Here is a 13009-nt window from a genome sequence, read left to right as displayed (position 1 = left end):
TGATCGCTCTCGGATTATATTTCTCAATCAGAAGCGTAGTTGATGCCGCGGCGTTGACCATCCCCACTTCCGTTCTTGATACGACAACGGGGATAGAATCGATTTTGCCTATGTAGTAAGTGTATGAGTCAAAAGTTTCCGTGTCATATTCATTCATAACTTCAAGAAAATACTGTACTTCTTCCGGCATGGCGCCTTGAATGGCAATCGGTCTCGGATCCGTCGTTTTCGCAAACGCTTGAGAGGGGATGAGCAACAAACTAAAAGCAATCAATAAAGGGATAATACTCTTCATACCGTGCGTCACCTCCATAATAGAATTGTCCCTTATTATAAGGGGAACTATATAACATGAAAATACATTTTCTAAATATGAACATTGGCATAAAAATGGTGATCTAGAAGCACATTTCGATGAATATACTGGCCATAGGTGTTGTCGTTCTCGCACTTTTTATCGTAGTTGCTATTGTGGGTATCCTCATGGCGGCTAACAGGCAGCAGCTGAAAACCAACTGATTAATGATTCATTTCCCCAAAGGAAGTTTAAATATTAGGTAGTGGGAAGCATCAAACAACGGAATAGACATGATCCCTCGAAGGGATTGAGTAATCCGAAAGGTTGGTTCTACCATGTTCTCCCTGAAGAGAAGAAAAAGGTTTAAGTTTCTCCGGCAACTCTTGTCACACAAAAAAATAGTGGCATAAGAAAATGATTTGGAGTCAATGATTTATTATGAAGGATTGCGGCTTCCCACTTTTGAAGACCCTGCGTACAATCATCGCAGGGTCTTCGTGTGTCCTAAGGAAGAACCGGGCCCCCCAGAGCTCCTCCTATCTCCGCAACGAGCTGACGTATATTTATTTCCTCTCGCATACTCAATTGCTTAAGATTTTTAACGACAATATTTCTTATGCCAATTTCTTTCGTAACAAAATATTTAATGTAAATGTTCCTTATACTGAACATCTGCCTGTTGATTTCGTCAAATGAAGCTATAAGAGCCTCGGATTCTTTTACAACTATCTTTTCGGTCAATAAGTATTTGACTCTTTCCGCCATTAATTTCTTATGATCACATAACACATGAAGCGCTTTTAGTATCCAGGCCTCATATTCATGAGTTTCAATACAGACATAGAGTACAGGATAGATGTTCATTCCAAAAATAAATTCGCCATCAAGCGGTTCGCTGACCATTTTGTATTTAACCGACGTGTTGGTTGAGTTGATATAATCTTCAAGACTTTCAATAATGAAAGGGATGTCCAGCCGGAATGAGCTTTGATGGTTGACTTGCAGTGCCTGCACGTCAAAATTTTCTGAATTTCTGTCTGCATAGCTGCTTTCGTAGGCATTAAGCAATTGGACAAACGAAACTTTTTCAAAGGAATACTTGCCGTTTTGGAAGAAATCTGCAGCGAAAAAGACATCTTCAACCGGATCATACCCGTAAATGAACAGATCATGATACAAATGAAGCCGCCCATAATGCTCGTAAGCGGGTACAAAAAAGGTATCAACGCATAAATAAACGTAGCTTGAAGTGTCTATTGCGTTTTTTATAAACTCAATAATGTTGATATTGTTTTTTCTAATAAGCTCGCGCGAAATGTATTGACGATTAATCAAGGGATATATGATTCTGGCCAAGGGCTGGTAAAACATTAACCAGTAATAATCCTCATCCTTTTCTTTACTGATATGCAGCTGAATGTGATTAGAATATAACCAGTCCTTATATGCATGATGGGTTGCAAGAATAGCAATGATATTTGCATTTCTCGGAAAAGAGGTAATCGGCGGATACGGCATTTCGAGGACTTTCATAAAAAATTCCTCCCGATACTTTCTGTTATTCATAGCGGCTATTTTGTATAAGTGTTACAGATTCGCCAGGATTGTCTAATGGTGTCAGGTATGTATTCTTCACCCTTTGTGCAAAACCTTCTTAATCCTGCAATTTTTAGATTCAAAACAGGGATATGCATGTGCATACCCCCTCTTTGCTTTCGGACCTATTCGTTTGCATTCATGCTTACACTCATGATGCTACACACCTGTCCATTGCTTTATCAATGCATTTGCATCTGAATTCAGAATCGCTTTAACCCTTTCATCCCCATCCCTTCCCAAAGCGCTGTTATTAAGGTGTTTCACAAAATCTTGCATGTGCTTGGCGGCCTGTTCCGGCCGGTTTATATCCAGTTGGTGCTGTGCTTGTTCGAGGCTGTTGCCGAGCTGAACGGACAATGGTCTGCTTAGCTGGGATTTGTAACGGTCAAGCAGCAGATTCATGGCATCTATGCTCGTTGTCACATTGATTGGGAAATTCTTTTGAAGCTTGTTTCCAGCTGCATCTACAGCGGTAATAACAGCAATTTGGCTGCCGGTCTTTCCGGCTAAATCGATAACGATGCTCGGTCCTGTAGACAGGTCTAGTGTGTATACGGAATCACTTACGGTAATCTGTGCAGAAACCAAACCTGATAGATTATCGGCCGCCTGAAAGGTTAACGGCAGGTTGTCATCGAAAGAGTCTCCCTCCTGCAATTCAACACCATTTACAATGAGCTTAAAGCCGGGAAGTGTTTGATCGAGTTTAAACGTCTGCCGGCTTGCATCCTCAACATTTCCAGCCCTGTCCGTTGAGCGGTACTCAATGGTGTAAAATCCGTCTTGGGTAAGGGAGAAAGGTCCCGAGTATACTTTCCATTCCTCACCGTCCCCTAATTTATACTCCGTCTTGTCTACGCCGGACAAATCATCCGCTGCATTCAGAGTTACATTTACATCGGATGTGTACCAGTCATTGTTAACATCGCCTGTTAAAGCAAGCCCGGTTACCGGCTTTGTCTGATCCAATCGTACAGATACTGAATCTGACATAGGCGATTCCACTGATAGGCTGGAATTGCTGACTTTATAATAATAGGTTAGAGCAGAGTCGATCCCATTGTCGGTATAGGCTGTTGCACTCCCTTTATAAATAGGCGTATACGTCCCGTCAGCGCTCGTTGATCTGTAAAGGGTATACGATGTCGCTCCCAGAGCCTTGTTCCAGGAAAGCGAAGCTGAATTTGATGTTGTCGCAGCGATCTGAAGCCCCATCAAAGGATCATGAGTCAGTGTATTGTCAGCAATCATTATCCAGTTGATCAAAGGGTCCTCCGCGGCCGTATTTCTCACCGTGACATTGATCGTGCCGTCCGTTACGTCAACCGTATTGCCGTAAACCTTGTTGGATATATACGTGATTGCATTCTTTTTGACTCCATTGATGTACAAGTCCGCTTTTCTGGTGGAGTTATTCCATATATCATTGAACCCTGTATAAACAGTGTAAGAACCATTCTTCACCGTAAACTTATAAGTTAGATCGGTACCCGCAGGAGAATTGCTGACATTCCCGCCATTCAAATACCGGAGTGTGGAGAAAATGTCTCCACCGGCCGAGCCTGCCGGATTGGAATTCGTTCCGACATAGCCCCAAGGATCGGAATCGCCTGTATTGTACGTCTGCTCCACAACGTTCTTATTCACCAGGGTATCCTGAAGGTATGAGGTCATCAGGCTGTAATCATTTGTCGCATAACCGCTGCTGTTAACAAAATAAATGGTGTTACGCGCAACCGCGTAAATTTTAAACTGCAAGGTTTTGTTGTTAAACTGCGGCAGCACGGCCTTTAAGGTATAGGTACCCGGAAGTGCGAACGTACTCGCCGTTACCGGCTGTGAATTTACCGACCACGTTACGGCTGTTGTTATTGGAGCTTCAGCGCCGCTTGGCGTCACTTCGATTTGGTCTGGTAAAGCCAGCTCGGCTCCGGTTGCCACAACCTCGGGTAATTTAATGTTTGTTTGCACACTTCCCATACTGTTCAATATATCGGTGGTCCAGCTGCTGTACCATTTAATGGACATATCCGTACCTTGGCCAAATTCGATAGGCAGCCATACATATTTGGCACCGCCGTTCGCACTGAAATTACCGCCATTCCAATCATCACCGACATAAATGAATTTTCCTCTTGCAGGGTCGACAGGGATAACGGATGCCGTTTGAGAATTAAAGGCTATCATCGGGTTAGGATCGGAAGGCGATGTCCTTATGAACGGATCCGCCAGAGACGACCATTTACCCAGCATTTGATCGGCCACACTGTACATATTTTGATTCGGAGCCCATCCGGTTGCACCTGAGGTCACCAGATAATATTTTCCGTTATACTTGAATACGGCCGGAGCTTCACGCAAGCCGCCGGGGAAAAGTCTTATATAATCGACGCCATACACGCCCTTGTAGGTTGTATCGCGGACAGGCTTGCCGTTTGCATCCACATTGCCGTCCTTATGCCAGCCTACCACGTCCGAGTAGTCATCCAGCAGCTTGGAAATATAGAGAGTCCTGTTTTCTTCGCTGGAATAGATAAGATAAGCCGTGCCGTCATCATCCTTAAACAAATTCATATCACGCGCCATCCCGGGGTTGCCCGGCTGATAATCGGTCTGATCCGGTGGACACTGATCCATGCGGTAGCTCTTCTGGTAGATGAACGGACCGGTCGGGGAATCGCTTATCGCGTATCCGGCTTGAGCTTTACCATAGTTTGCATTGTTATTATAAGGATCTTTATCTCCGTCAATATGAGCCCACATGACATACTTCTTCGTTTTATCGTTATAAATAACTTTCGGTCTTTCGATGATTCTGCCCTTTCTTATATCCGCCCAGATGTTTACGGTATCGGTTCTGCCGGCATATAGCTTGGAAATGAGCGGATCGTTCGTAAAATCGTCCATCGATTGCACCATCGTTAATGCCATACCTTCATCTTTCCAATTTAACAAATCCCTCGAAGAGTACACTCTCACTCCCGCCGCCGGCCATGCACCTTTATGATATTCGCCGTACCAATAGTATTTTTGCGTTGCCTGGTCATACATGATCCCTGCGCCATGGGCATCAATAGGACTGCCGTTCGTATCCGCCCACAATGTACCGGGAGTAATAGCAGTTCTCACCGCACTTACGCCAAGCGGATCCGAAGCTGCCGAGGATGTCCCGTCAATAGCCGCACTGAGTTTGTAAAAATATCCGGTGCCCTGCGTTAAGCCGGTATCGGTAAATACGTTCTCTGTACCGCTGTAAACCTGGGTGAAGGTTCCGACAGGACTTGAGGACCTGCTTATCTTGTAGGTCACAGCCGTCCCCTGCGCTTTGTCCCAGCTTAGTGTTACGGATGTGTCGGTAACTGAGGCTGCTGCAAAGTTTGCCGGGGCATCATATTGGTAGGTCGCAGCCTGCACGGAAGCCGCCGCTGATTCTCCATAAGCGTTATAAGCGGTTATTTTATAATTGTATACCGTATTTGGAGTTAACCCGGTATCCTGGTAGCTTATGGCCGCTCCGTCATACACCTTGGTGAAGGTACTGCCTGCATCCGATGAGCGGTATACCCTGTAGCCGGTTGCTTTGGCCGCTGCTGCCCAGTTCAAATTGATGGTTGATGAATTCACTGCAGCCGCCGATTGTCCCGTCGGTGCACCAGGAGGCGTTGGATTCGTCCGTACACTTAGCTCGGATGACCACTGGGATTCTGTCGGTCCGCCATATACGAACGCTGATTTATAATAGTAAGCCGTGTCAGAGCTTAACCCGGTATCCACAAAGCTGTTTGTTGTGCTGTTCCCAACAAAGGCATAACCGCTTCCGGGTGTCGTTGAACGGTAAATATTGTAGCTGGATGCTCCGTCAACCGGATCCCAGCCAAGTGAAACAGAAGTGCCGGTTTGTGAACTTGACTGAAGGACTGAAGTGTTTACAGCCGGCGCATCCGTTACCTTAACATCATCCAAATAAACCGCCTGCCATTTGTTCCGGATTCCGATTTTACCGCTTTTGTAGGTAGTATCAATCACATCGAAAACAAGCTTGTCCGTTCCGTTGTTAACGATATAGCATTTGATGGAATTTCCAACCAACACCATCTTTAACTGATACCATGTGTTTTTGCTTAATGTATAAGAGAGACTTTTTAAAGTGGTATCAGAACCGTTGATCCTTTTGGAAAGAACCAAAGCACCCGTTGCTTGCATTTGAAAATAGTAGAAATTCCGAGAGTCCTGGACACGTGCCAGAATTCCCGGAAAGGCTCCGCCGCCCCCGGTGTAGAAACGCATTGTAACCGCTACATCCGTCCATGCGGAATCTCCTCCGGTGATAATACCTTCGCCGGTGTCCGTCTGATTGAGCACTCTGTTGCCGGTATCAGTAGGAGACGCAGCGACGTTCCATGTTCCGGAGGTTACTGTCCAAGCCGGATTAGCCGTATAATCTCCATCCGAGAAATCATCCGTGAAATAACTCACGGGTGCTGCAGGCGCGGCAGAAACTGTTTTTAAATGTGCGAGATTAAGAGGCATTATTAATGATAACAACAGAAGCAGAACTAGCGGCTTGTACCTTTTCTTCATCGTTATTCCTCTCCTTTTTTTTGCTAGAGTGAAACGAGCGTTGAGTTCAATGTTAAACGATCGAGAATTCATCTTCCGTATGTGCTGTTTAATCCTCCTGACTTTATGTTTTATAGTTATAGTTAACGAAACCAGGTTAGTGTAACCGGTTTCATAAAACCCAACAATTACATTACCGTTTAGCGAACGTTAATTATGTCGCAATAATGATTATACAAGGGTCAAGCCGCTGTAACGTTATCTGCAGGCGAAAGGGAAATATCCCTCCCCCCTCAAGTTCCATGAAGATCTTCGCGCGCTCGTATCACCTTAAAGCCGTCTTCAGTCTCTTCCATTTCATATATTTTCGCCCTGGAATCCGGCAGCTTGAAGGGCTGATGCAGGATCAGCATCCGCTCTCCCGTGAATGTTTGAAACAGCATCCCGTGTCCACTGTCTCCGTATACGAGCGGTTCAAGCTGCTCCCACGGACCTTTAAGCTTGCCTGACCGAGACCTTGCAATCGTCTGGACATAGCCACCCTTGTTGTAGCTGGACCAAAGCATGAGGAGCTGTCCGCCTTTTCCCTTGTACAGCTGGCATCCGTCCGTTACATAGACGCTATGTTTGGTGTTTGGCGTTGCTTCCGCGTTTATCCACGGAGCATCGGATGCCTTAAACAGGTGAATCGGTTCACCGACGCCTGCCGACAAATCGTTATTCAAGCGGACCGCTTCGAATGTACCGTCAATGAGCTGGATCCACTCATGGGCGTATACCATCCATGGCTGACCGTCTTCGTCCACATACAGAGTACCATCGAGGGTCATGAAATCGGCCGGTGGAACCGGGGCATCCGTTTTGAGCAGCTCGAACGGCCCTTCCGGAGAATCGCTGACGGCAATGCTGGTGCCTCTCATGTGATTGATTTTCCAGACTTCGGGAGGCTCTGCAATAATGCTGTCATTGTTATGGAGTGTCACAAACAAATAGAACCGGCCTTTATACTCATGAACCTCCGGGGCCCATTTTCCGTGCCCTGGATGTGCCCACACATCGTCCGGAACGGTGAATACGACATACGGCCCTTCCCATTCAAGCAGATCCGTACTCTTATACACCAATACGCCATGCCGATCCAAATCGGTTAACCCGGGGATTCCGCTGGTATACATGTAATAGACTTCATTCTTCCCGTCAGTGAGAACAAAAGGATCATGCACAGGGATATCCGTTAATCGATGCTCTTTACACGGATTCGAAGTATCTGAAGCGGCGTTATATACCGGCATAAAACACCCCCTCTCGTTTTCTACATACCATTTCAATGTCAAATGCTGAAGGATTTGCTTGGCAGTCTGGGCAGTTGGTCGATGACGAACATAAAGCGGTCGGTGAAGGTTCTTTATCTGCTACGAAGAGGGGGTGAAGCGTTTCAGGACAGAAGTGAAGTTAAAATCACGAAATAGATGGAATACAAGGGCTGGTCAGGACCGTAGTCATTGTAAAACAAAACTTATGTAATGGGTTTCATAACTGATCAAAAAATATGGGCGGCGTATATTTCTTACCAATTTGACCGATTATTAATTAATTTATAAAACGCTTACAAACATGATGTTACCCCCAAACACCGGCTCTGTCAATATAGCTGTTTTTAGTGTCGGAAGACTTGGTTTTATCATAGTCTGCTTTGTCAGAGCAGTTTAATACACGTAAAGATACTCACGCTACTTCCTCCAGAACTGACCTTATTATAATTCTTGAATTGTAGGCCTTACAATGATTTCGTTAACTGCCGTATACTCAGGTTGGGAAATAGCGTATAAAATGGATTTCGCAACAGCCTCTGCAGGCAATGCCGCTTGCAGGGACTCCTCAATGTTTTTCTTAATCTCCTCGTTCGATATCGTTTGGACCAGTTCGGTTACTACACCTCCCGGGCAAATAATCGTAGTCCGAATGTTATTCTCAGCCTCCTCTTGTCTGAGGGCTTCGGTTATTGCCCGTACGGCAAATTTAGTTCCTGAATAAACAGCCCAGGATTTTCTAACGATATGTCCCGTTACTGATGATACATTAATGATGTGTCCCCGTTTTCGTTCCCGCATATACGGAAGAACCGCGCCGATACCGTACAACACTCCTTTAATATTGACATCGATCATTTGATCCCATTCCTTAACCTTCTTCTCATGTAAATAAGATAAAGGCATTATACCAGCGTTATTAACCAAGACATCGATCTGACCGAAGGCGTTAACGGCAAACCGCGAGAGTTCTTCTACCTCCACATGGGAAGAGATATCGGTCGCTTTGTACACAGCAACACCACCTTGTTCTTCAATTGTGGATTTTAGTAAACGTAGTCGTTCTTCACGCCTTGCTGCCAGTACGACCTTCGCTCCGTTTTGGGAGAGTAATTTTGCAGTTGCCTCACCGATTCCGCTCGATGCCCCGGTAATAATCACAACTTTGTCTTCTACGTTCAACATTTTTATCCACCCTTTCTAAATCAAGATGGATTCAGTATAAAATCTAGAGTTCACTCTAGGTCAAGTGTAGTCCGAAAATTTTCGGGTCGATTGCTAATGAAAATTCTGATGATCTGTCGTTTTCGTCCCGATTACCCTAATCCCTCTATTTATATACGAAATGATTGATGACTCAACATGCTGTATTTTGCTCTGGAAATATAAAAAAGGATTCCTCGCGGCATCTCACCCACAAATCTTTAAAGGCGGGATGGCGTCCTTAGTCTTGCCTAGCCCCTGCCCGAGAATTTTTTTTGGCCATGTGTTCCAGATGGGCCAAGCCCCATTCATGCATTTGCTGCAATATGTCGTAAAGGCCACGCCCATATTCCGTAACCGAATATTCAACCCTCGGCGGCACCTCGGGGTAAACTTTTCGCGCGATTATATCTTGTTCCTCAAGCTCCCGAAGCTGCGCGGTAAGCATCTTTTGCGTGATATCAGGGAGCAGTCGTTTCAATTCCCCGAATCGTTTGGTTCCTCCGTGCAGCAGATGTAGCAAAATGATCGGCTTCCATTTCCCCACTATAATCTCCAAAGAAGCCTCCACGCCATTCCGGCAAGTATCAGGCTTTTTATTTTCCATGCAAACCGCTCCATTCTACAATAGTATCATTAAAGATAGTATGGCACGTTAAAGTGCTTACTTATTATTTTGGATGTTTGTATTTATAATAGCATTCAGAGGGCATCATCAACAATCCAAATTTGAAAGGAGAATACGTATGAACAGGCTTTTTGGGAAAACGATTGTAGTAGCAGGAGCAACAGGAGGTATTGGAGAGGGCGTAACCAAGCTTCTCCTCCAGCATGGAGCGAAAGTGGTCGCGCTTGGCCGTAATGAGGATAAGCTTGAACAATTACGAGTATATCTTTCCTCCAGCGTTGATACCAGTAATTTAATCACCCTGCAAGTCAATCTTGATCAGGATCGGGAGGGAAGTCGCGAGGTTTACGACAAATTGAAAGAGCGATTTGGCTACTTAGACGGAGCAGTCGTCGCCATTGGCACCTGGGGGGAAGCAAACAGAAGGCTGATTGACGTGAGCGATGAACTTTGGGAGCAGGCCATTCAGGATAATCTAACAAGCCACTTCCGCACTTTGCGCACGCTTGTTCCGTTGCTTAAGACGGACGGAGCCCTGATTCATTTAAGCGGTCTAAGCGCCGATAGTCCTTATCCGGGAGCAGGTCTCATCGGATTAACCAATGCCGCTAAAAAGTCGCTTGTGCTGACAATGGCTGCTGAACAAGAGTCTATTGGTCCTAGAATATATGAATTAATTATAGGTCCAATACGAACGCGCGAACGTGTTGCAAGAGGAGTAGCGCGAGCGAACTGGTACGATCCAGAGGATCTTGGAGGTTTTATGTCCGAACTCATTCAAGGCGATACTGAAGCTTCACAGAAACCTTTACACTACATGATCCAGCGCGGAAGTTGATGCATCTATCTCAAATGAAGGGTGGTACGCATAAATGGAACAAATATTCGACCAAAATAGACTGGCTTCTACATTTCCTATCGGTTATGTGTCTTTAAACATCACGAATATGGAAAAATCGATTGATTTTTATCATTCTATTATCGGACTCCATGTACTATTGAAATCCGAGCGGTTCGCTGTACTAGGCACTATTACAGAGCCGTTAATCATTTTGGCGCGAGAAGAAAAAGCGATTCAAAGAAAATCCAATGCAACCGGAATCGATCATCTGGCTATACTAGCTCCGAATCGGATTGAGCTTGCTCGGCATTTGGGTCGAATATTGGAAAGAAATTATCCCATTCGAATGATTACGAATCATGGAGTTAATGAATCGATATATTTAAACGATCCTGATGGCATTCTTATTGAAATTACGCGCGATTTCACATCGGAGGAGCTTGTTCTGCACAGACCGCTTAGTTCCCAGGAGCTGGCACAAAAGCTTTTGGACTTAAGCCATCAACTACAGTCTAACTCTCCCGAAATCGCAACGAATAGGAAAATCGGCCATGTTCTTCTTAAGGTTTCAGACCTAAGCCAAGCCGAGCAATTTTATGTCCGAGATCTCGGTTTTCAAGTATCGATGCGAATCCCTGGCGCCGTATTCGTCTCTTTCGGTGATTATCATCATCATCTTGGATTTCATGTTTGGGAAAGTCGCGGCGGCCAGCGGCCGGATATTTCCGCAATTGGACTTCGTTATTTTTCAATAACCGCACCTAATGACGAAGCTTTACTGGAATCTCCGAGCGACTTTCGTTTTGTGCGAGATCCTGCGGGGAACGGTATTGTAATGAGTCCGCATGCGGCCATTCACCACGAAGAACTGCTCGATATGGATCAGATCATTTTGGAGAGGAGTAATTCCATTGAAAATTAATAAAAAGTACGAGCGTATCACCTTCTCTTTTATCATGGCATTGTGCATGTCTGCGATTATTTCTTTTTTCATGGTATTGGTCAATGAGGGATTCCGATTCGCATTCCTTGGAACATGGCTTACGACTTGGGGAATGGCCTTACTCATCGCGTTTCCTGCAGCTTGCGTCTTACCTAAACAGATAGGTAAGATCATGAGGAAGATTACGTTTATAGAGAATAAATGAAAGAGAAAGCAATGCCATTATTCCCCAACCTATCGGATTAATCGGTGGAATACTGTTTGTTCTATATGTTGAGGTCGAGGACTACTAAGGGTAGTTCCGGAATAGAAAAACCGGAATCAGAATGAACCTATTTGATTCCGGTTACTTTAACTTTTACTGAGCTGCTCTTCTATTCATCATCAACGTATGAGGGAGATTACGCTAAATGTACGATCGACAAATCTTAGTTTTAGTTATGACTTTTTTAATGACGCTGCCGGTAGTAACTTCGTTCCGTTAATGTAGAAACCTCAATAAATGTGTAAGTAGCTAAAGGAGGTCCAATGTGTGAAGTCTTATACCTCTGACCGTATTAAAATCCCCTCAGGATTTTGGGCAGGATTACGTCAATTAGGGATTTCCGCCAACGACGTAGCTCGCAAAGCACGACTGCCGCTCACCATTATTACTGAACCAGTAGTCACCACCGCCCAATATTTCGCGATCTGGCAGGCTTATTCCGATCTCATTGGTGACACCGCCAAAGGAATCATCAAGCTTGCGACCGTCTTTGAAACAGCGAAGTACCCAGCAACCGTCTTAGCGACTTACCACGCTCGTGACTACCGCGACGCTCTAAACCGAATGGCTCGGTACAAACAACTGTGCCCCCCTGAAAGCTTACGTATCACCGAGGAGGGCGAGCACTGTACAATCGAACTGGAATGGCTGTATACCGAGCAACCCGGTCCGCCGATGCTGGTTGGTATCACGCTGGCATATCTTCTGGAGCTTGGGCGCCGGGGCACAGGTCAACCTTTGACGGCGCGGTTCGTCGAATTTTCGCATTCAATGGGCGATGTACAGGCCCTTGAAGCTTACTTCGGCTGCTGTATCCGGATTGGTGCAAAATATAACCGGTTGACGCTACATCGAAGAGATCTGGACCGCCCCTTTGTCTCGTACAACGAAGAGTTGCTGGAGATCCTTACTCTCGTTCTAGACCGATCGTTGGATGAACAACAGCGCAGCCCCTCAATAACCGAGATGGTCAAATGGACCATGAAACGTAGCCTCACAGGAGGGCGTCCCGACATTCAGGCTGTCTCGAAGGAGTTGGGTATGAGCGCTCGTACCTTGCAGCGCCGGCTTACTGACGAAAACACGAGCTTCAAGCATCTGTTGACACAAGCTAGACATGAGCAGGCACGAGAGTACTTGGCAGACCCCTCGCTCGATATTAAAGAAGTGGCTTTCTTGATTGGATATAAAGACCAGAACTCGTTCTACCGCGCCTTCCGCCTTTGGGAAGGTGATACTCCTTCAAATTGGCGTACAAAGAGCTAGTATTTGCTGAGCTTTATTATTTGGCGTGTTAAACAAGAACTTTGGCGCAATATGCTAGTTACTGAACAATCCAGACAAGGTAATATAATCACTATC

At 45.4% G+C, this 13009-nt stretch carries 10 protein-coding genes (1 of these 10 cut by a window edge); 4 read left to right on the top strand and 6 right to left on the bottom strand.

Translation table 11 applies throughout. The features are described 5' to 3' along the window. The 6 genes from KZ483_RS11980 to KZ483_RS11955 all read right to left on the bottom strand — a co-directional run. Window positions 1–295, bottom strand: the 5' portion of a protein-coding gene (locus tag KZ483_RS11980) for a phosphorylase family protein (RefSeq protein WP_220352862.1). Its footprint begins 794 nt before the window's first position; only the first 295 of its 1089 coding nucleotides appear in the window; the start codon lies at window positions 293–295; its stop codon lies beyond the left edge, outside the window. A gap of 507 nt (window positions 296–802) precedes the next feature. Beyond that, window positions 803–1831 (bottom strand): hypothetical protein, encoded by a 1029-nt coding sequence (locus KZ483_RS11975; protein ID WP_220352861.1) that lies wholly within the window; start codon window positions 1829–1831, stop codon window positions 803–805. A 222-nt stretch (window positions 1832–2053) separates the two neighbouring features. After that, window positions 2054–6478 (bottom strand): OmpL47-type beta-barrel domain-containing protein, encoded by a 4425-nt coding sequence (locus tag KZ483_RS11970; RefSeq protein ID WP_220352860.1) that lies wholly within the window; start codon window positions 6476–6478, stop codon window positions 2054–2056. 272 nt (window positions 6479–6750) lie between these two features. Then, window positions 6751–7749, bottom strand: a complete 999-nt coding sequence (locus KZ483_RS11965; RefSeq protein WP_220352859.1) for a glycoside hydrolase family 43 protein — start codon at window positions 7747–7749, stop codon at window positions 6751–6753. Between the two features lie 462 nt (window positions 7750–8211). After that, window positions 8212–8952 (bottom strand): SDR family oxidoreductase, encoded by a 741-nt coding sequence (locus KZ483_RS11960; RefSeq protein WP_220352858.1) that lies wholly within the window; start codon window positions 8950–8952, stop codon window positions 8212–8214. 259 nt (window positions 8953–9211) lie between these two features. Further along, window positions 9212–9577: a winged helix-turn-helix transcriptional regulator gene (locus KZ483_RS11955; RefSeq protein WP_220352857.1), complete on the bottom strand. Its 366-nt coding sequence runs from the start codon at window positions 9575–9577 to the stop codon at window positions 9212–9214. A gap of 139 nt (window positions 9578–9716) precedes the next feature. Between KZ483_RS11955 and KZ483_RS11950 the strand changes: the two genes are divergently transcribed. From KZ483_RS11950 to KZ483_RS11935, 4 genes are all read left to right on the top strand, one after another. Then, window positions 9717–10436, top strand: a complete 720-nt coding sequence (locus KZ483_RS11950) for an SDR family NAD(P)-dependent oxidoreductase (protein ID WP_220352856.1) — start codon at window positions 9717–9719, stop codon at window positions 10434–10436. A 34-nt stretch (window positions 10437–10470) separates the two neighbouring features. Beyond that, a complete protein-coding gene (locus KZ483_RS11945; RefSeq protein WP_220352855.1) occupies window positions 10471–11361 on the top strand; it encodes a VOC family protein in 891 nt (296 codons plus the stop codon). After that, on the top strand, window positions 11351–11587 hold the full coding sequence (locus KZ483_RS11940; protein WP_220352854.1) for a DUF2798 domain-containing protein: 237 nt from the start codon (window positions 11351–11353) through the stop codon (window positions 11585–11587). Before KZ483_RS11945 ends, KZ483_RS11940 begins: the two co-directional genes overlap by 11 nt. Before the next feature lie 327 nt (window positions 11588–11914). Continuing rightward, entirely contained in the window at window positions 11915–12913 is a 999-nt protein-coding gene (locus KZ483_RS11935) for a helix-turn-helix domain-containing protein (protein WP_220352853.1), read from the top strand. The last annotated feature ends 96 nt before the right edge of the window (window positions 12914–13009 follow it).

It is taken from the genome of Paenibacillus sp. sptzw28, from assembly GCF_019550795.1.
Lineage (GTDB): Bacteria > Bacillota > Bacilli > Paenibacillales > Paenibacillaceae > Paenibacillus_Z.
This window is presented reverse-complemented; position numbering and strand designations above follow the sequence as displayed.

What these genes read in the sequence shown, in the direction of transcription:
- KZ483_RS11975 (WP_220352861.1), bottom strand. Translation starts at nt 1,831, where the DNA reads ATGAAAGTCCTCGAAATGCCGTATCCGCCGATTACCTCTTTTCCGAGA.
- KZ483_RS11970 (WP_220352860.1), bottom strand. Translation starts at nt 6,478, where the DNA reads ATGAAGAAAAGGTACAAGCCGCTAGTTCTGCTTCTGTTGTTATCATTA.
- KZ483_RS11965 (WP_220352859.1), bottom strand. Translation starts at nt 7,749, where the DNA reads ATGCCGGTATATAACGCCGCTTCAGATACTTCGAATCCGTGTAAAGAG.
- KZ483_RS11960 (WP_220352858.1), bottom strand. Translation starts at nt 8,952, where the DNA reads ATGTTGAACGTAGAAGACAAAGTTGTGATTATTACCGGGGCATCGAGC.
- KZ483_RS11955 (WP_220352857.1), bottom strand. Translation starts at nt 9,577, where the DNA reads ATGGAAAATAAAAAGCCTGATACTTGCCGGAATGGCGTGGAGGCTTCT.
- KZ483_RS11950 (WP_220352856.1), top strand. Translation starts at nt 9,717, where the DNA reads ATGAACAGGCTTTTTGGGAAAACGATTGTAGTAGCAGGAGCAACAGGA.
- KZ483_RS11945 (WP_220352855.1), top strand. Translation starts at nt 10,471, where the DNA reads ATGGAACAAATATTCGACCAAAATAGACTGGCTTCTACATTTCCTATC.